This is a genomic window from Rhizobium sp. FKY42 (assembly GCF_005222835.1).
Lineage (GTDB): Bacteria > Pseudomonadota > Alphaproteobacteria > Rhizobiales > Rhizobiaceae > Neorhizobium.
The window spans coordinates 70,164-89,695 of the sequence record NZ_STGA01000003.1; the positions used below are offsets into that span (position 1 = coordinate 70,164).

Sequence of the window (19,532 nt, forward strand, 5' to 3'; positions counted from 1 at the left end):
AGTTGATCCTGATTACAAACAGGGTTGAAATAATTCATCATCTGTTGAATATATGTCTTACGGGCATGGGAGTTGTCAAGATGGAAGCAGGAACGAAACCGCAGCAATTGCAAAAGGCCAGGGCAGGGCGAGGCCGACCCCGTAAGGGCGCCGAACCCGGTACCGACACGTTGTTGGACTCCGCGCTCAAGAGTTTTGCTGAAAATGGTTTCGAAAATACATCGCTCAGAACTATAGCAATGATAGCGGATGTAGATGTCGCACTTATTTCATATCGCTACGGTTCGAAATTCGGTCTCTGGTCCGCTGTTGTTTCCTCTATCGCCGAAGAATCGGTGCAAAGCATCGACAGATTCATTGCGGATTCTCTAACGCTTCCAGCCAAGCAACGAGTTGAGTACGTCGCGGAACAACTCGTGGAAATGATTGTTTCGAAGCCGCATTTTGCACGGCTGATGATAGGGGAAGTTGCTGGAACTCCTAATCTGGAGCGGCAGAGCTTTATCGCGGAAAAGCTCGGTAATCCTATTCATACCAAGCTGAGGAATTTTCTGGATGAACACAGTAAGGACGCAAAGCTGATAGATGGCGATCTTGCGGTTTTTGCTTCCATTTCACTTCTCGGCCATTTGTCGACAACGCAGTTTTTCTTGTCGGAGATGGTCGGCATCAAGTACTCCGAGAGGGAGCTTAAGTCACAAATGACGAGGATTGTGACGGGCCTTCTCACCCGATGAACCGTGTGCGGGTATCTCAGAATAATGAGCCTGGCTTCACGGTTTGTCCCGCTGTAGCTGTCTCCAGTTCCCTTTTGAACGGTGCACCCGACCATCGAGAGAAGATCAGATAGATGATCGGCGTTGTGTAAAGGGTCAGCGCCTGCGACACAATCAGGCCTCCGATGATCGTAATACCGAGCGGACGGTGAAGGTCGGCACCCGGGCCGCTTGCGAGGATCAACGGAAGCGCGCCCATGAAGGCCGCAAGGGTTGTCATCATGATGGGGCGAAACCGCTTGAGGCAAGCTTCATGAATGGCCTCAGCTGGCGTCATGCCAAGACGGCGTTCTGCATCGAGGGCAAAATCGACCAGCATTATGCCATTCTTCTTCACGATCCCGATAAGAAGAATAATGCCGATGAATGCGACAAGAGTCAGTTCCGTACCGCTGACCCACAGTGCCAGCAGAGCGCCGAGCCCGGCAGATGGCAGCGTTGAGATAATCGTCAGAGGGTGGACGAGGCTCTCATAGAGAATGCCCAGCACGATATAAACGGCTAGTAGCGCAGCGAAAATGAGAAGCGGCTGGTTGCTGGCGGAATCGCTGGCATTGGCGGCGTCGCCCGCAAATTCAGCATGAAGCGTATCGGGCAGATGCATATCCGCGACTGCGGCCTTGATAGCGTCGTTTGCCTGCGAGAGCGTTGTTTCAGGCCCGACATTGTAGGAGATCGTGACGGAGGGGAACTGATCCTCATGGTTCACGCCTATGGGTGCCAGTGTCCGCTCGACCTTGGCAAATGCGCTGAGAGGCACCTGAGTGCCGCCTGTCGCCGGAACATAGATTTTCAGGATATGCTCCGGGTCTTTCGCGAATTCCGGATAGGCCTCCAGGATGACGCGGTACTGGTTCCGCTCGCCATAGATCACTGTCACCTGTCTCTGCGCGAAGGCATTGTTCAGGGCCGTATCGACGGCGCTCATGCGTATGCCAAGCCGTGAAGCGGCCGTCCGATCAACCACCACATTCGCCTGTAGTCCATTGGGTTGCCGGTCGCTATTGACATCCGTCAGCAGCGATTCCTGCCTCAGCCTTGCCAAGATCCGTGGCGCCCAGGTGATAAGCTCTGCGTAATCAGCGCTCCAGAGCGTAAACTGGAATTCTGAATCTGAAGAACGGGCACCGATACGGATATCACTTGGCGAATGAAAGGAGGTATCGAGGCCGGGAATGACCGCCGTTGCCCGGCGCAGACGCTCGACAACCACATCGGTCGGATCTCGCTCCGCCCGCGGTTTCAACGAGATTTGCATTTGCCCGCGATTGGCGGTTCCGAGAAAGCCACCGCCGACACTTGCGCCTATGTTCTTGACAGCTGGATCCTTTTCGACGATCGCGAGCGCGCGCCGTTGAAGTTCGACCATGGCTGGATACGAGATGTCGCTGGCCGCTTGGCTGTTGCCCATCACGAAACCGGTATCGTCCCTTGGAATAAAACCCTTGGGAACCTTTGCGTAGAGATAGCCTGTCATCGCAATGCAGGCGGCAGTCGTGAAGATTGCGAGGAAGCGATGGTGCAACAGACCGCTGAGAGTTCTGTCGTAGAAGACGATCATGCCATCCATGGCGCCCTCGACCAATCGGTCGAACCAGTTCGCCCGTGCCTCCAAGCCATGCGCCTTCAGCTTGTGGCCGCAGATCATCGGCGTCAATGTGAGCGAGACGATGGTCGAAACGAGGATCGTGAAGGCCAGGGTCAGGGAGAAGGTCAGGAAGAATTTTCCGACAACACCGCCCATGAAGAACAGTGGAATGAAGGCGGCCATCAGCGATACACTGATCGCAATCACGGTGAAGCCGATCTGGCTTGCGCCTTCGAGCGCCGCTTCCAGCGGCGTTATGCCCTTTTCGAGATTTGCATAGACATTCTCGATCATGACGATGGCATCATCGACCACGAAGCCGCTGGCAACGGCCAGGGCCATCAAGGATAGATTGTCTATCGAAAGGCCCGTAAGCCACATGGCGGCAAAGGCCCCGGCAAAGGACAAGGGCACCGTAATGCCCGCCGCGAATGTCGGGACCAGTCTCCGGAGAAAAACGAAAACAACGGCCATGACGAGGCTGATAGTTGCAAAGAGCGTGAACTGCATGTCCTTCACGCTTGCATTGATAGTCGTCGTGCGGTCGTTCAAGACATCGATTTCGATACCGGCAGGGATCAACTGTTTCAACTCAGGGAACAGTGCGCGCACAGCATCGACAGTTGCCACCACATTGGCGTCCGTTGCCTTGGTGATATTCAGAAGAATGGCTGGCTTGCCGTTGAACCACGCATCGGACCGACGATTGCGCACGCCCGGTTCTACGCTGGCGATATCCGAAAGCCGGGTCGCGGTTCCATCACCAGACCGAATGATCAGGTCTCCGTAATCTTCCGGCTTGGTGAGTTGAGCGTTGAGAGAGAGCGCATAGAATGCATTCGGTCCATCAATGGCACCCACAGGAGCGAGGGCATTTCCATTGACGATGGCATTGCGCACGTCGTTTGCGGAAAGCCCGATGGCTGCCAGCCGGTCCGGGTCAAGCCGCACGCGGACCGCCGGTTGATCCGCGCCGCTGACATTGACGTCGCCCACACCCTCCACCTGGGAGATGCGCTGCACGACGACCGTATCCGCAGCATCGAAAATGGCACTTGCGGGAAGGGTGGATGAGGTGAGCGCCAGTGTGAGTATGGGTGCTGCGGCAGGGTTTGCCTTGCGCATCGACGGCAGGTTCGGCATGTCGCTCGGCAAATCGGCCACGGCAGCATTGATAGCCGCCTGCACATCCTGTGCGGCGCTATCGACGTTGCGGGAAATGTCGAACTGCAAGAAAATGTTCGTCGTGCCCAGCCCGCTGGTCGATGTCAGCTCCGTCAATCCGGCAATCGCACCGAGGTGCCGCTCAAGCGGTGCCGCCACGCTTGATGCCATGCTTTCCGGATCGGCTCCCGGACGGCTGGCTGACACACGAATCGTGGGCAGATCCACCGCTGGCAGACTGGAAACTGGCAGAAAGCGATAGGCCACAATGCCCATTATCATCAGGCCAATCGCCAGAAGCGTGGTGCCGACTGGACGCCTGATGAAGGGGGCGGACAGGTTCATGCCGTTTCCCCAGCGTTGCGTACTTCAGGTGTTTTGCTTGGCTGTTCCGACTTGCGGATCCGCAGTCGATCCAGCGCAAGATAGATGACTGGTGTCGTATAGAGCGTCAGCAACTGGCTGAGCAGCAGGCCGCCGATGATAGAAATGCCGAGCGGAATGCGCAGTTCCGCGCCGGAGCCTTGTGCCAGTGCAAGCGGAAGGGCGCCAAAGAGGGCCGCCAGCGTCGTCATCATGATGGGGCGAAAACGAAGGCTCGCCGCCTTGATGATGGCTTCACGCGGAGAGAGCTCGTCCTCCCGTTCCGCACTGAGCGCAAAGTCGATCATCATGATCGCATTCTTCTTTACGATGCCCATCAAGAGAACGATGCCGATCAGCGCGATGATCGAGAGATCCTGCCCGAATGCCATAAGCGCCAACAGCGCACCCACACCGGCCGAAGGAAGGGTTGAGAGGATCGTGATCGGGTGGATGGCGCTCTCGTAAAGCAGGCCGAGAACGATGTAGATTGTGATGATAGCCGCCAGTATCAGCCAGGGTTCACCCGCGAGGGATCGATCGAACTCTTCCGTATCGCCGCTGTAATGGCGCTGGATAGAGGCTGGAAGGCCAATCTCGGTTTCGGCGCTTTTGATCGCGGCCACGGCGTTTGACAAGGAAGCCCCTCGTGCCAGATCGAAGCTCAGGGTTACTGCGGGAAACTGTTCGCTGCGGCTGATGACCAGCGGAGCCGTGGTGAAGCGTACCGTGGCGATCGCGCCAAGCGGTATCATCGTGCCATTGGCGCCCGCCACATAAAGCTGATCCAGGGCGTTGGGGTTGCCCTGAAAGCGCTCTGCTGCCTCCAGAATAACGCGATACTGGTTGGCCTGACCATAAATCGTGCTGATCTGGCGCTGCCCGAAGGCGTCGTAGAGCGTATCGCTGATGGCCTGCATGGATACGCCAAGCCTAGCCGCCGTTTCCCGGTTGACCTGAATGGCGAGCCGCCCGCCGCCAAGCTCGACTTCGGAGGTGACATCAATCAGGAGCGGATCCTGCTGGAGGCGACGCGCGAGCCTTTCCGCCCAGTCTGCGACAGTCGCCGCGTTCGTGCCGGTCAGCGTGTATTGATAGGGCGCGCGGCTGGCCCGTGTACTGATTGAAATATCGCGAACGCTCTGGAAGGTCGCATGAATTCCGGGAATTCCGGCAACGCGCTCCCGCAGTCGATCAATCAGGTCGGTCGAGGATATATCCCTTTCGTCCTGTGGCTTCAGAACGATGCGGTAGCTTGCGGTATTCAGCGTCAGGTTCGTCGCGCTCGTGCCGATGACTGCAACCACGCTTTCAACCGCGGGATCCTGTCGCAAGCGGTCGCCGATCACCTGTTGCGTCGTCTTCATCGCGTCGAAGGAACTCGTCGGCTCCGTTTCAACGACAGCGGTTATCATGCCCGTATCCTGAACCGGCAGGAACCCCTTCGGGATGATCAGATAGAGAAAAACGGTAACGCCGAGCGTGAGCACCGTCAGGCCCAGCATCAGCCAGCCGCGATTGACTGCCCAGACAACGCTTCTATGGTAGCCTCGATTGACCCAGTCCATGAAGTGATCACTGATACCCAGAATTCCGGTGCTTCTGGCTTTCGGCGCCCGCAGAATGCGCGCGCACATCATCGGCGTGAGGGTTAGAGAAATAATGGCAGACACGACCACAGCTATGGTGAGCGTCAGCGCAAATTCCCGGAACATGCGCCCGACAATTCCTGTCATGAACAGCAGCGGAATGAAAACCGCGATCAGCGAAGCGGTCAGCGATATGATGGTGAAGCCGATTTCACCAGCACCTTTCAGTGCTGCCTTCATCGGATGTTCGCCCTCTTCGATGTGACGGGCGATGTTCTCGATCATGACAATGGCGTCGTCGACGACGAAGCCGGTTCCGATCGTCAGCGCCATCAGCGAAAGGTTGTCGAGGCTGAACCCGGCAAACCACATGATGCCGAACGTTGCGATGAGCGATAGCGGCAGGGCGACCCCGGCAATGATGGTAGCCGTGAGAGTTCGCAGGAACAGAAAGACGACGAGGATAACCAGCGCGATGGACAGCACCAAAGTCCACTGCACATCGTGAATGGAAGCCCGGATCGTCTCCGTTCGGTCGTTGACGATATCAAGCGCGACGCCAGCCGGTAGTGTCGCCTTCAGCCGGGGAAGTTGTGAGCGCACATCCTCTACCGTCTGTATGACATTCGCTCCTGGTTGGCGCATGACATCGACGATAACGGCTGCACGGCCGTTATACCATGCGCCGACACGGCTGTTCTCCAGCCCTTCCACGACATCCGCTACATCCTTCAGACGGACCGGCGCATTGTTCTTGTAGGCTATGATGGACTGTCGATAGACCTCGGGTTCGTGGATCTGGTCATTTGCAGAGAGCGTGAAAGACTGAAACGTGCCGTCCACGGCACCTTTCGCTCCCGAGACATTGGCATTGGTGATGGCTGTGCGCAGGTCCTCCAACGAAAGACCGTATGAGGCAAGCCGCGTCAGGTCTGCCTGAATGCGGATGGCTGGCCGTACCCCGCCCTCGACGCGCACATCACCCACGCCCGAGACTTCGCTCAGGCGTTGCGACATGATCGTATCGGTGAAATCGCTAAGGTCACGGATGGGATAGGTATCCGAATGCAAGGCCAGCGTGATGATCGGTGTGTCTGCCGGATTGACCTTGGCGTAGGTCGGTGGGTAGGGCAGCGTCTTGGGCAGGCTGCCGGCTGCCGCATTGATGGCAGCCTGCACATCCTGAGCCGCTCCATCGATGTCTCGATCAAGATTAAACTGCAGCGTGATCTGACTGATGCCAAAAGCGCTCGAGGACGTCATTGCCGCCACGGACGGGATTTGCCCCAGCGGCCGCTCCAGCGGCGCGGTTACCAGGGCCGTCATGGTGTCCGGATCGGCTCCAGGCAACTGTGTCGTCACCCGGATCGTTGGAAAATCCACCTGGGGCAGGGGTGCGACCGGAAGCGAGAAAAATCCTAGCAGTCCACCTAGCAAAGTGGCAATTCCGAGAAGGGAGGTTGCGACGGGTCGCGAGATGAAGGGCGTGGAAATACTCATCGCGATGCATCAGCCGACTTCTGGCCGTCAGCCTTCGGTGCCCCAGGATGGGCACCATCTTTTGGAGGCACCGCGCCGCCATCGCCCGAAGGCTTTTCTGAAGGCGCTTCCGTGCCTTTGTTGGCATTTCCATTTTCGGGGTGAGGCGGAGCTGAACCCGGTTGACCGGAATGCTCTCCTGCAGGAGGGTTGTTCTGGCCGTTGTTTCGGTTTCCGCCGCCCTTGCGACGCTGTGCGCGATTTTCATCCGAAAGCGGGACGACCATCTTGGCAGGATCCGCATCTTCAGGCGTCGAAACCTTGACCTGCGCGCCGTCCTGCAATCGCGCAAAGCCGGTTGTCACAACGCGCTCCCCCGCTTTAAGGCCATCGCTGATCACCGCGATCCGGTCATCCTGCATCTGCACCGAGACCGCCTGCATTCGGACCTTGTCGTCGCTCTCGACAACATAGGAATAGGTGCCACCCGGCCCTCGTTGCACGGCTGCGGATGGAACGGTCAACCGGTCTTTTCGCGTTTCGACCAGAAGGCGCGCATTGACGAATGCTCCCGGCCACAGCGAAAGATTCTCATTGGGAAAGTCCGCGCGCAGCTTGACCGTGCCTGTTGTGGCATCGACCTGATTGTCGACGACGGTCAGGCGCCCTTGTCCAAGCACGGTTTTGCCGTCATCCGCAAATGCATCAACACTCAGAGGGGCTTTGGAGCTTGCTGCGTTTACGCGGGCCAGTTCCTGCTGCGGCACGGAAAACACGACGGTGATCGGTCGAATTTGCGACAGTGTGACGATCCCGCTGGAATCACCACTGGAAACGATGTTGCCGACGTCGACATTGCGAATACCGGTCCGTCCGTCGATGGGTGCGCGTATGGTGGTGTAATCCAGTTGAACCTGCGCGGCCTCGATCGATGCCTGGTCTGATTGGACCTGAGCTTTGTACTGCGCCACCAGCGCCCGCTGGTTATCGACCTGTTGCTGGGTCGCCGCCGAATTTCCTGCGAGACGTTGAACGCGTTCGTATTCCACGACCGCATTGTCCAACAACGCCCCATCCTGGGCCTTCTTGGCGATAGCCTGATCGAGCTGTGCCCTGTAAAGCGCGTCATCCAGGCGGGCAATAATCTCGCCCTTCTTGATGTCCTGGCCTTCCTGAAAGCGGATCTCGGTGATGCGTCCGCTGACTTGTGCGCGCACGACGACAGAATTAGCGGGTCTTACCGTCCCCACGCCCGTGGCGTATATCGGCACATCGGCAAGTTTGGCTGGCGTTGCCACGACGGGAATGGACCGATCCCGGCCTCCTTCCCGCTCTTTCTTTTCTTTCCCAAGCCAAGACGAGGCCACCGATTTCATGTCGGGGTGCTGAACGGCGTAGGCAAGTCCTGCTCCAGCAAGCGCAAGGCCGAGCAGAACCACTTTTGTTACTGACTTCATCGATCAACCGTTCATGTCGTGTTGGCATAGTCTGCAGCATCCGAAGGTTCGAAAACCGCTCGAAGCTGTCTGACATCATCGTGATAACCCAATCACAACTTCGAGAAAATGCCACTTACAAGAACGTAATGAACCGACTTTTTCAGGTCCGTCTCTGCATCCCCAAAGATCAATCCAAAAGTTTGGCCTCCAGCGATGCCCGAATGAATGCCTCTCGTGCAAGATCCTGCGCCATTTGACGGTTGACTGCTGCCAGGCAGCTGGTTCGTGCACTTCGGTAATGACGCCCGCGCCGTGGCGGCCAACGAAACATCAGTTTCTCCAAAGCTTCTGCCGGGCCATGAACCGCTTCCGGAGATCCATCGTTAAGACGGACCCAAACTGGCGTCAGCCATCGCGGAGCGTTACGACCGTCTACCACTTCATTCGTCATCAAGCCTATCTCCCTGTCGCTCAGAGAAACGCCGAATGTAAACAATGGGTTCCAGCCGGTTATGCATCTAGCCTGCTGTCCCGGCGATAGTTACCATACGCTTAATGTCGAGAACTGACCAATCAAGGCTGTTTCACAAATCCGGCACGGTGCAGCCGCTTATGCGCTGGCTTGTCTGGAGTGCGCGTCTTTCATCTAAGTTTATCTCACATTAAGTTTATCACTATTAGTCTTTATAGTATTAGAGATGTCTATCTGTGCCCGCCCGCGTCATGATGTCGTGGAAAGAGTGTCCCTGCATCTATGCATCCTACTCGAGGCATTCATGTTCGCCTTCTTTTCCCGTTCCATCGCAGCGAAGCTCCTGTTCGTCACTGGAATATCGATCGGCCTTGTTCTCATCCTCGCCAATCTCGCTCTGATCTCGCAGACAGGAGACCGCGTGCAGGCATCGACGATGGAGCAATCCAATGCCGAAGCGATAGCGCATGAAGGAAAATCGCTCGAAAGATCGCTCAGCAGGTGATGCAGATCAACGGGCCGATCCGTCAAATCTCCGTTTCGGCCAGTAAGCAAGCGTCTGGCCTCAAGGAGGTCAATATGGCGGTCAATCAGATGGATCAGGTAACTCAGCAAAACGCTGCCATGGTCGAAGAAACAACTGCAGCCAGTATGGCCTTGCTCGGTGAGTCCAATACCCTCAAAAATCTGGTTGCCCGTTTTCGGGTTGCGGGAGTCAAGTCCGCCGCTCTGAGAGCAACGGGTGAAACAATGCGCGCTGCCACGAACACCCGCAAGACGGGCACCCTGCCGGTGCGCCAGCCAATGGTGCGTAAGGCTGCAGTCGCTGGAACTCAGTCTTTGACGGTCGCCTCTGAAAATTGGAGCAAATTCTAAATCCGGACAACCTTTGACGAACGTTTATGATTTTCGCCGGGTCGCAGGTAGAATTGCGATCCGGCTTTCAATACTTGCGTGTACTGAACCAGTGTAATGAAGCCAGCGTCGATGCCCAATCGTTGAGGTGGATGAATTGTCGTCCGTTTCAAGGAACCATTCCTGTCTTCGGTGATTGATGCTGCAATAGCCTGCGGTATGTACCAAATGATTGAGAAGGTAGTGAAAACGTCGTGAGCAAATCCTTCTCCGTGACTTCGGCAGAAATGCTGGCGAAGATGAATGATGAGCTTCAGGCTGCGGATTCCAGATTGATCGGGAATGCGGCCTTGCTGGCAGCCGTGCTAAATTGGCTGCGGTGACTGCATCAAGATCCTGGATCTCGAGGGACGTCTTCAATTCATGAGTGATGGCGGCAAGCGGGCGATGGAGGTCGAGGACTTTGGAGCCTTCCAAGGCTGCCCTTGGCCGGATTTCTGGGCTGGAGACGGTAACGTCGCCGCACGTCAGGCTGTTGAAACGGTTGCATCCGGGCAGCCGGCACAATTCTTCGGTGACGCAAAGACCGCGAAAGGAACGCCCAAGTTCTGGGAAGTCCAGGTCATTCCGGTGTTTGGTGAGGATGGATATCCCACCCATCTCCTATCCATCTCAAAAGATATCACTGAAGTTACCGACGCTTTGCGCCGCAACGAATTGCTCGCCCAGGAACTTCAGCATCGCATCAAGAATACACTCGCCATGGTCGCAGCAGTGGCCTCGTAGACCTTGAAAGGCGAGGATATCAGCGACCGCAGGATGGCGTTCCTGACGAGGATTCAGGCTTTATCGAAAGCCAATGAAATCATAACCGCGAAAACATGGCAGAATGCGCCGATGCGGGCCGTGATCGAGAAGGCTCTGGAACCGCATCTGCCAAGGCCGGAGCGATGCTCCATTCAGGGTGACGACCTTGATCTGACGGCCAAGCAGGCGCTCTCACTTGCTTTGTCTGTGCATGAACTGGCTACAAATGCCACCAAGTACGGTGCTTTGTCCGGCGAAGAAGGTACGGTGGATATCGAATGGCGCATCGATGACCATCGCATTCCCAGCGAACGGTTGCTGTTCGAGTGGCGCGAAAGTGGTGGTCCGCCGGTTACCGAACCCAGTTCACGTGGCTTCGGATCCAAGCTTGTCATGCGCGCTCTCGCATCGGATTTCCAAGGCAAAGTTACGCTTGATTATCTGCCCACGGGTGTGGTTTGCAGAATGGTCGCGCCGGCGCCAACTGTCGCCTTATGATGCTTGCCAAGGGTGCAGGGTCCATGATTGCTGCGTCTCAGGCGAAAGCTTTTCTTTGCGATTTGAACGTAATTTCCAGCTGGTTTTTGGACTGATGGGCCCTTTTCAGGAAGCCATGGAAACCTGAGAAAAAGATCCGGAGAAACCGTTCTGTTTCAAGTTCAGCCGTGCTTGGCGCTTGTTTAAAACATTGCGCGCCCAAGGCTGCATAAAGATCAAGCCTGCTCTGGCTGATTGTTTCGAAAGCCAGTTGCGAGGCTTGCCGTAGGCAGTACCAATCAAGAATAATGTCGATCAGTGGAATGTCACCAAGATCTGCTTCCGGCAAGTTTATCGTTTCCGCCAGATAACGCAGGAGGTCTGGCTGATCAATCGCCGGCCCGAGAACGCTACATGCGCTGCGAAAGTCTTGGTCTGTAAGGTTCTGCACGACGGCTCGAGGCCATTCCTTCTTGAAATAGCGATGCTGGATGAGCGAGCGAAGGTGAGCGACGAGAAACGTCCGGTAATCATTTGCTGCAAAGGCTCTATCTTCAGTCTCACCCTTACGTTTTGCCTCAAGTTTATAAGCGGCCGAAATGGCTTGCTCGACGGGCATATCGTTGAGGGAAATAGTGTCAACCATGATACCCTTTTCGGTCAACGCGACTGTCTTGAGGGCGGGCGGGAAGGCCACGAGAGAAGGGACTGCAATATTGCGAAGTTCGCCATGTTCCATGGCGGCACTTGTTACGCCCTCTACATGGAGATGGCCGCTGAAATGGACTTCCACGCCGCATTGTATGAGCTTCGCGGCAACAGCTGGTTGGGGTGTTCTGCGAACGACGTTGGTTTCGCCGAACAGGGCTGCTTCAGCGGCGCTCGTACCGTCGAATGGATCCAGCACCGGATAATGTGAAAAGGCAAGCAGTGTCTTCCCGGAAGCTTCAGCCCTGGCCGCAACACTTGCGATCCAGTCGATCAGAAACGGCTTGCATCGCAAAAGCGCATTCCATCCGGCTGCAGTGCTATCGATGAAGGCGGCTTCCTCCTCCCGTGCAAAGCTTCCGTTCCGCGGCTCGAAGATGTTGGCATCGATCATCAACAGCCAAAGGCCGGGTTCCGGTTCGACCAGATAGGACGCATCCACGAGCGAGTAAACGTTCTTGCCGTCCGGTGATGCGATCTCATATCGCCGGTCATCATCCCGGTCGGATAATCCGAAGGGCGTTTCCCAATGAAGATAAGAGGGTTGGCGATAATAGCCGAACTCGCGCATTGGCTGGAGCCCGACAGGGTAACCTTCGCAATACATGTTGTCGCTGACGATGACATCGCTACCCGTCAGGGCCTTGTCGCTGGTAATCAGGACCCCGGATCCATCGGCACTGATAAATTGCTTCGTCTGATGACGCCCGGCTGGTCCGAAAATGTCGTGATTTCCTGGTAGTGCGTAGAACTTCAGGCCATACTCTTTTTCGTAGCCCAGCAGTATTGCACGCAGCCGCTGCATGGTGGACCGTTGCCCGTCATCGGAATAGTCGCCGAGCAGCACAACGTGCCGGATTCCCCGCTCTATGACTGCCTTCAATGCCGCGTGGAGCGCTGGCGCGCTCTCGTTGAAAACGCGCGTTGACTGGCGTGTTTCGGACCATGTGCGCAGAGCCATGCGCTGGCCATCTATTGTTATCCCGGGAAAACCAAAGTCTGCGTCAAGATCATGGAAGTGGATATCGGCGATAACAGCAATGGTATTGTGATGAGGCATGGCGACAAGCTTATACTGTGTACTGAAATTCAGTCGGACCTATTCTTCGCCGATGAGACCGTCGAAGACTTCCATCATGGCATCGACAATGGCCTGACCCAGGGCGTTTGCCGTTTCGCCGACCTTTTCATCCGTGCCGTCGCGAGCCGCAAGCGCGAGGTCCGCTCCCTGATCTGCGACGATAGCCTTCGCCCGCTCGATTGCCCATTGGGCAAAGTCGCTGCGGCTGCTGATGGTCATTTCGTCGTCGTGCTGATCTGTCATTCTCGCGACTTTCTCCAGAGGAATATCGGCTAACTACGCGCAATCGCCGTGAATGACAACGAGGCGCAAGGACGATGGGCTGTATCCGCGAAAATCGTGCAGGCTCAACTCAGATAAGTTCGGGGAGGGCGGCCCAGAATGCGTCGAAACATTGTGGAGAAGGCAGCAATATTCTCGTAGCCGGCGTCCAGCGCGACGGTGGTGACACTCTGGCCTTCGGCCAGGCGGGGAAGGGAGGCGAAGACACAGGCCTGCTGACGCCACTGCGTAAAACTGATGCCTGTTTCTTCACGGAAACGGCGGGTGAAGGTGCGCCGGCTCGTCTTCAGTTCTCTGGCCCAATCGTCGATACTGGTGGCTGCGGTTGGCGCGCTTAAAAAACGGCGACATAGCTTGGCCAAGCCCGCATGGTTGGGAAAGGGAAGTCCCAGCGGCCGTTCTGGAAACTGCTCGAATTCGTCCAGCAGAAGGTCCGTGACAAGGCTGAGGCGATGATAGCGCTCAGGCCTTTTCTCGACATCGACGAGTTCGCCGATGAGGTTCTGAGCCAGAGGCGTGACTTCCACGACACGCGGATGGGCCGGACTCCCTTCCGGCAAATCCCAATAGATCGATTGCATGTGTACTTCGCTGATCATCTCCGCCGAGTGTCGGTAATTCGATGGAATGACCAGCGCATGCCCTGGCGGGATCATCCATCGCCTGCCGTCGGTATTGACCAGCACGATACCCTTGCGCGCAAACCATAACTGAGTGCGGCCGTGTGAGTGTACCGGCACCTCAAAGCCTGCCGGATAAACGCGTTCAAGCGCGATCAGCTTCTCATTCGCCTGCTCTATCCAGGCAAGGCTACGGCTGTGGTCCTGATAATCCGGTTCATCGCCCGACATTTGATCGACAATACGCATTTGGCCCATTCGCGAAATAAATAGACCGAAACACAAATGCGGGCCATCGGCAAGCTCGGTAAACCAACCTTTGCGCTGTTTCGACGCAACCAAGACATGAAATCCAAAAAGGACAGAGGAACTGGCATGGCGAGCATAGCTGCCACAGGAGGCACGGCAGAGAAGACTGCTGTTTCCATCATCTTCGCGGCAAGTTTTTGCCACATGCTCAATGATATCATGCAGTCACTGCTGACATCGCTCTATCCTCTCCTCAAGGCCAATTACGCGCTCGACTTCGTGCAGATCGGCCTTCTGACCTTTGCATTTCAGGTCACCGCTTCACTATTACAGCCAGCCGTTGGCGTTATTACCGACCGTTGGCCCATGCCCTTTTCTCTGCCGACAGCCATGCTGTCCACCTGCGCGGGTCTTATCACCCTTGCCTTTGCCCATCACTTCGTCGTGCTGGTCATCGGCGCTTGTCTCATCGGTATTGGATCGGCGATTTTTCACCCGGAGGCATCTCGTGTCGCGAGATTGGCGTCGGGTGGTCGTCACGGACTGGCTCAATCCATGTTTCAGGTGGGCGGAAATACAGGCACGGCCATCGGACCTCTTCTCGCCGCCTTCATCGTCATCCCCTATGGACAGTCGGTCCTGAGCTGGTTCTCTCTAATTGCGCTGCTTGGCTTTTGTGTCTTGTCGGGCGTCAGCGTCTGGTACATGCGCCATCGCCGCAGTAACGCGGGCCGCGCAACGCCAAGCCGCACCCTGCCGCTGCAACGTTCGCATGTGGCCTGGACACTTGCGATCCTGATCATCCTGACCGCCACCAAGAACGCCTATCTCGCCAGTATTTCGAGCTATTTCACATTCTATGCGATCCACAAGTTCAACGTCAGCGTTCAGGATGCGCAACTCATGCTCTTTCTGTTCCTAGGCGCGTCGGCGGCGGGTGTTTTCGTTGGTGGTCCGATCGGCGATCGTTTCGGTTCCCGAAGCGTGATCTGGTTCTCTATTCTCGGGGTCATTCCATTTGCGCTGCTGCTGCCCTATGCCGATCTGTTTTGGACGTCGGTGTTGTTAATTCTGATCGGGTTCATTTTCTCCTCTGCGTTTTCGGCAATCGTTGTCTTCGCGCAGGAACTGGTGCCAGGTCGCGTGGGATTGATCGCCGGACTGTTCTTTGGCTTTGCCTTCGGCTTCGGGGGGATCGGAGCTGCGGTGCTCGGCGTGTTTGCCGACCGGCAGGGCATCGAGTTCGTCTATAGCCTCTGCTCGTTCATGCCGCTCCTTGGACTGCTCACCGTCTTGCTGCCTCGGCTTCCGAGCGAGCGACGCGCCTGATAACGAAGATTGGCGAAGCCGGGAAGGCTTCGCTAGTAACTCTCAATCGTCCGATTGCAAGCGCACAAATTTAAAGCACTTGATCGTCTGAGGGCTTCGCTAGGGCTTCGTTGTTCGGCTTTGGCCGTCGCTAACGGCAGAATTTTAAACCTCTTGCATGGCATGTAAATTGCATACACTTTCGGTAATTATAGCAGCCCTGTGCCGGAGGTTTGAATGCTGCCGACTATCCTCGATCTCGAAGCCTTGAGAGCGGCCTATGCCTCTGGTCTGACGCCCCTGCAGATGATCGATGAAATCATCGCGCGCCGAGAGGCATCCGAGGATCCGGCAATCTTCATCACGCAAACCCCTCCACATCAGTTGCTTGCTGCGGCAAGAGAATTGATACAGCGAGCACCGGAGCCAAACAGCCTGCCGCTTTGGGGCGTGCCCTTTGCAGTCAAGGACAATATCGATGTGGCGGGACTCCCCACCACGGCCGGATGCCCGGCCTTCGCCTACGAGCCCGGTACGGACGCCACGGTTGTCGCGCGCCTGAAGGCCGCAGGTGCTCTGGTGATTGGGAAGACAAACCTTGATCAGTTTGCAACCGGATTGAACGGAACCCGCTCGCCCTATGGCGCGCCACGCTCCGTATTCAATCGCGATTATGTTTCAGGTGGTTCGTCTTCCGGGTCGGCCGTTGCGGTTGGTGCTGGACTGGTAAGTTTCTCGCTTGGAACCGATACTGCGGGTTCCGGTCGCGTTCCGGCAGCCTTCAATAACCTCGTGGGCATCAAGCCAACTCCAGGTCTCGTTCCGAATGTGGGCGTGGTGCCAGCCTGCCGCAGCGTTGACGTCGTGACGATCTTTGCAGCGACCGTCGGGGATGGTGTCGCTATCCGAAAAGTCATGGAGGGCTATGATGCGGGAGATCCATATTCCCGCAAGGCAACTTCGGCAACGCTTCCGCACCATGGTCTGCGCATTGGTGTGCTTGATATCTCGGAGCGCGAGTTCTTCGAGAACAATGAGGTGGAAGCTCTCTATGACGCTGCCATCGAAAGGGCACAGTCGCTCGGCGCGACGATCGTGCCCTTTGACTACGCCCCATTCCGTCAGGCAGCGGAACTGCTTTACAACGGGCCATGGGTGGCGGAGCGTCTGGCGGCGGTCAAGGATTTCCTTGCGACGAATGCGCAGGATTTCGACCCGACCGTAAGACAGATTATCGAAGGCGCTAAAGCCTATGATGCCGTCGCGGCTTTTGAGGGGCAATATAAGCTTGGCCACCTGCGTCAGAGGGCTGACGCGGAATGGTTAAAGGTGGACATATTGATGCTGCCGACCTCGCCGACCACCTACACAGTGGATGCGATGATGGCTGATCCCATCGTCAAGAACAGCCACTTCGGCCGCTACACCAATTTTGCCAATCTCTTCGGATACGCAGCGATCGCTGTGCCCGGAGGTTTCGGTGCAACCGGCCTGCCGAACGGTGTTACCCTTTTCGGCCCCGCCTTTTCCGATGATGCCTTGGCACCTTTCGCGGATGCGCTGCATCGTGCTTGCGCCCCCGGCATGGGTAAGGACCGAAGTGCCGTCTTGCCGCAAGCATCAATGGTGACAGAACCTGATGACGGGTTTGTTCCTATCCTCGTGGTTGGAGCCCATCTCACGGGTATGCCGCTGAATCACGAACTGACCGGCCCAGGCGGGCGCTTGATCAAACGCTGCCGGACGGCTGCCGACTACCGGCTTTACGTGTTGCCGAACACAACACCTCCGAAGCCGGGGCTCATCCGAGAGCCGGGTTTTTCCGGACCAGGACTGGAGGTGGAAGTCTGGAAGGTGAGTCCCCAGGCGTTCGGGCGTTTTGTCCAAAACATTCCGGCGCCGCTTGGTATCGGAAAGGTCACGCTTGACGATGGCTCACAGGTGTCTGGCTTTCTGTGCGAGCCTTATGCGCTTGAGGAAGCCAAAGAGATCACGGCACTTGGTGGTTGGCGGGCTTACATCGCGAGCGTCAGGCAGAACGGTTGAGGTCGAGAAAGCGCGGGGCAAGCAAAATTCATTTGCTGTGCCGACGCGGGTGTCTCTTTCTCGAGAAGCAGTGCAGATGTTGGCTGCTCACCTTGGCGCACGCCACAAAATCTACGCATTCAGGCTGCTGTCAGCTTCGGTTATCAGTGCTGGTCATTGAAACTGGTCGAACCTTTTGGATCAGAACCGACAACGAAAGAGCCGGAGCCTATGATGTTCAAACGCCCAATCCTGGGAAGCATCCCGCTGAGCATCATCGTCTCGGTCTATATTCTGTTGCTCCTGAACCGAACATTCTGGGCAAAGACATTTGATATCATGGCCGGGCAGAACCTGGCCATCGCAGCCTTTGCCGTTGGTATCACCTTTGCATTTGTCGCTTTGTTCGTCAGCTTCTCGGTCAAGTATCTGATGAAGCCGCTGCTGATCGTGTTCATCTGGACGGCTGCTTCGTCCGCCTGGTTCATGGAACAGTTTGGCGTCATCATTGACGACGATATGATCAGAAATGCAGCGGAGACCAACACTGCAGAAGCCAGCCATCTCATCACCGCAGGTTTCATGCTGCACATGTGTCTCTACGCGCTGTTGCCCAGTCTGTTGATCGCTTGGGTGAAGATCCGCCATCAGAACTTTTTCAGCAAAGTCGTGCGCAACCTGGCTGTTATCATTCCATCCCTGATCATATTCGCCGTTGCCGGGCTTTCCCATGCGGGGATCTACAGTTTTGCGCGGCGCCAGAACCACGATTGGTTCGAGATGCTGAATCCTATTTTCCCGATGATTAACGCCGTGACCTATGTGCGCAAGGCTACTGCCGAAAAGAACATTGTCGTAAAGCCGCTTGGCCGTGATGCGAAGGTGGCAGATGCACTCAAAGCTGCACAGAGAAAGCCACGTGTAACGATTGTCGTCGTCGGTGAAACAGCGCGTGCCTCCAGCTTCCAGCTCGGTGGTTACGAACGCCCGACGAATCCTGAGCTTTCAAAGCGGGACATTTTTTACTTTACCAAAGCCACGAGCTGCGGAACGGCGACCGCCATCTCTGTCCCTTGCATGTTTTCGAACCTGGGTCAGAACGGTTACGCGCATGCGAAAGCTCTTGCGCAAGAAAACCTGATGGATGTCCTGGTCCATGCAGGCGTGCGGACCGAGTGGCTGGATAACAATACTGGCAGCAAGGGTGTGGCTGATCGTATCCCCTACAGCGATCTCTTCAACTCTAACGACGCCCGCTTCTGTAACGGCGGCGAATGCTGGGATGACATACTCCTGGATCGTCTCGACGGCTGGCTAAAAACTGTCAACGGAGATGCGGTCCTGGTCATGCATCAGCTGGGCAGCCACGGTCCGGCCTACTACGCCCGCTATCCGGACGCGTTCAAGATCTTCCGGCCCGATTGCCGCTCTTCGGAATTCTCTAAATGCCATCGTGATGAGATCATCAACGCCTATGACAACACCATCGTTTACACGGACCATGTCCTTGCGAGCATCATCGACAAGCTGAGCGCGCAGCAGGGCCGCATCTCCCCGTCCATGATCTATATGTCGGATCACGGGGAATCGCTGGGTGAAAAGGGGCTGTTCCTCCACGGTGCGCCGTGGCTCGTCGCGCCTGAACAACAGACACATATTCCTTTTCTTCTATGGCTGGGAGAGGAAGCGAGGCGGGGGATCGAGTCGGAATGCATTGATAAGCTGGAAAAAGAGCCCGTCTCGCACGACAATCTCTTTCATACAGTGCTGGGCTTGATGCATGTGGAAACCAAGGTAAAAGATCCAAAGCTCGACATTTACGGTTCCTGCAAGGCATCGAATGCAAAATCCTGATGAGATTCCGCGCAAGGTAACGGGCATAAAGCATCTTTTCGCGGCACAGCGATATTCCGTTTCAGGTGCCAGAAGGTTGTGGCAAGAAGCGGCATTCCGTCACGAATGCCTCGCAATGCTGGCGTCCCTTGTCTTCTTCGTCGCTATAGGCGCCGGCGTTGAGCGCTTTTTGATTCTCATCGGCGTTTTCCTGATCGTCATTGCGCTGGAAGCGCTCAATACAGCCATCGAAGAGATCATCGACCGTATCTCGCCCGAATTTTCAGCCACCGGGCGTCATGCGAAGGATCTCGGCTCATTTGCCGTTTTCTGCGGGCTTCTCGCCTGGGGAATTTTGATGCTGGATACAACGGTTCGAACGATTTTTAGCTAACTGGAAATTGCTATGGTCATTCT

Annotated in this window: 16 protein-coding genes and 1 pseudogene; 10 read left to right on the forward strand and 7 right to left on the reverse strand. The window is 56.3% G+C overall.

The window, feature by feature from the left end:
• Window positions 1-80: 80 nt before the first annotated feature.
• Entirely contained in the window at window positions 81-737 is a 657-nt protein-coding gene (locus tag E8M78_RS01380; protein WP_170973287.1) for a TetR family transcriptional regulator, read from the forward strand.
• A 16-nt stretch (window positions 738-753) separates the two neighbouring features.
• Here E8M78_RS01380 and E8M78_RS01385 read toward each other — a convergent pair whose 3' ends face one another.
• The 4 genes from E8M78_RS01385 to E8M78_RS01400 all read right to left on the reverse strand — a co-directional run bounded on the left by E8M78_RS01385 (window position 754) and on the right by E8M78_RS01400 (window position 8,849).
• Window positions 754-3,873: an efflux RND transporter permease subunit gene (locus E8M78_RS01385; protein ID WP_137133358.1), complete on the reverse strand. Its 3,120-nt coding sequence runs from the start codon at window positions 3,871-3,873 to the stop codon at window positions 754-756.
• Window positions 3,870-6,980, reverse strand: a complete 3,111-nt coding sequence (locus E8M78_RS01390) for an efflux RND transporter permease subunit (protein ID WP_137133359.1) — start codon at window positions 6,978-6,980, stop codon at window positions 3,870-3,872. The genes E8M78_RS01385 and E8M78_RS01390 overlap by 4 nt, the downstream gene beginning before the upstream one ends.
• The gene (locus tag E8M78_RS01395; RefSeq protein WP_137133360.1) at window positions 6,977-8,416 is read right to left on the reverse strand and encodes an efflux RND transporter periplasmic adaptor subunit; all 1,440 of its coding nucleotides are present in this window, start codon (window positions 8,414-8,416) and stop codon (window positions 6,977-6,979) included. The genes E8M78_RS01390 and E8M78_RS01395 overlap by 4 nt, the downstream gene beginning before the upstream one ends.
• A gap of 169 nt (window positions 8,417-8,585) precedes the next feature.
• Complete coding sequence (locus tag E8M78_RS01400; protein WP_062556376.1) at window positions 8,586-8,849, reverse strand: DUF982 domain-containing protein; 264 nt, start codon at window positions 8,847-8,849, stop codon at window positions 8,586-8,588.
• Between the two features lie 325 nt (window positions 8,850-9,174).
• On the opposite strand from E8M78_RS01400, the gene E8M78_RS01405 reads away from it, so the two are divergent.
• From E8M78_RS01405 to E8M78_RS01420, 5 genes and pseudogenes are all read left to right on the forward strand, one after another.
• Window positions 9,175-9,375, forward strand: coding sequence for a hypothetical protein (locus E8M78_RS01405; RefSeq protein WP_137133361.1), 201 nt, complete (start codon window positions 9,175-9,177; stop codon window positions 9,373-9,375).
• A pseudogene (locus E8M78_RS01410) lies at window positions 9,357-9,629 on the forward strand (methyl-accepting chemotaxis protein); the annotation flags it as partial. The gene E8M78_RS01405 and the pseudogene E8M78_RS01410, both read left to right, overlap by 19 nt.
• A gap of 350 nt (window positions 9,630-9,979) precedes the next feature.
• On the forward strand, window positions 9,980-10,108 hold the full coding sequence (locus tag E8M78_RS24015; protein ID WP_281405043.1) for a hypothetical protein: 129 nt from the start codon (window positions 9,980-9,982) through the stop codon (window positions 10,106-10,108).
• A 10-nt stretch (window positions 10,109-10,118) separates the two neighbouring features.
• Window positions 10,119-10,511, forward strand: a complete 393-nt coding sequence (locus E8M78_RS01415; RefSeq protein ID WP_281405045.1) for a PAS domain-containing protein — start codon at window positions 10,119-10,121, stop codon at window positions 10,509-10,511.
• A gap of 3 nt (window positions 10,512-10,514) precedes the next feature.
• Window positions 10,515-11,030 (forward strand): sensor histidine kinase, encoded by a 516-nt coding sequence (locus tag E8M78_RS01420; protein WP_281405044.1) that lies wholly within the window; start codon window positions 10,515-10,517, stop codon window positions 11,028-11,030.
• A 37-nt stretch (window positions 11,031-11,067) separates the two neighbouring features.
• Here E8M78_RS01420 and E8M78_RS01425 read toward each other — a convergent pair whose 3' ends face one another.
• The 3 genes from E8M78_RS01425 to E8M78_RS01435 all read right to left on the reverse strand — a co-directional run bounded on the left by E8M78_RS01425 (window position 11,068) and on the right by E8M78_RS01435 (window position 13,949).
• On the reverse strand, window positions 11,068-12,777 hold the full coding sequence (locus E8M78_RS01425) for a metallophosphoesterase (protein ID WP_137133364.1): 1,710 nt from the start codon (window positions 12,775-12,777) through the stop codon (window positions 11,068-11,070).
• 39 nt (window positions 12,778-12,816) lie between these two features.
• Entirely contained in the window at window positions 12,817-13,041 is a 225-nt protein-coding gene (locus E8M78_RS01430; RefSeq protein ID WP_137133365.1) for a hypothetical protein, read from the reverse strand.
• Window positions 13,042-13,145: 104 nt separating this feature from the next.
• Entirely contained in the window at window positions 13,146-13,949 is an 804-nt protein-coding gene (locus E8M78_RS01435; protein ID WP_137133366.1) for a helix-turn-helix transcriptional regulator, read from the reverse strand.
• Window positions 13,950-14,075: 126 nt separating this feature from the next.
• Between E8M78_RS01435 and E8M78_RS01440 the strand changes: the two genes are divergently transcribed.
• The 4 genes from E8M78_RS01440 (at window position 14,076) to E8M78_RS01455 (ending at window position 19,509) form a co-directional block, all read left to right on the forward strand.
• Complete coding sequence (locus tag E8M78_RS01440) at window positions 14,076-15,278, forward strand: MFS transporter (protein WP_137133367.1); 1,203 nt, start codon at window positions 14,076-14,078, stop codon at window positions 15,276-15,278.
• A 216-nt stretch (window positions 15,279-15,494) separates the two neighbouring features.
• Complete coding sequence (atzF, locus tag E8M78_RS01445) at window positions 15,495-17,303, forward strand: allophanate hydrolase (RefSeq protein WP_137133368.1); 1,809 nt, start codon at window positions 15,495-15,497, stop codon at window positions 17,301-17,303.
• 213 nt (window positions 17,304-17,516) lie between these two features.
• Window positions 17,517-19,136, forward strand: coding sequence for a phosphoethanolamine--lipid A transferase (locus tag E8M78_RS01450; RefSeq protein WP_137133369.1), 1,620 nt, complete (start codon window positions 17,517-17,519; stop codon window positions 19,134-19,136).
• Entirely contained in the window at window positions 19,123-19,509 is a 387-nt protein-coding gene (locus E8M78_RS01455) for a diacylglycerol kinase (protein ID WP_137133370.1), read from the forward strand. The genes E8M78_RS01450 and E8M78_RS01455 overlap by 14 nt, the downstream gene beginning before the upstream one ends.
• Window positions 19,510-19,532 lie beyond the last annotated feature (23 nt).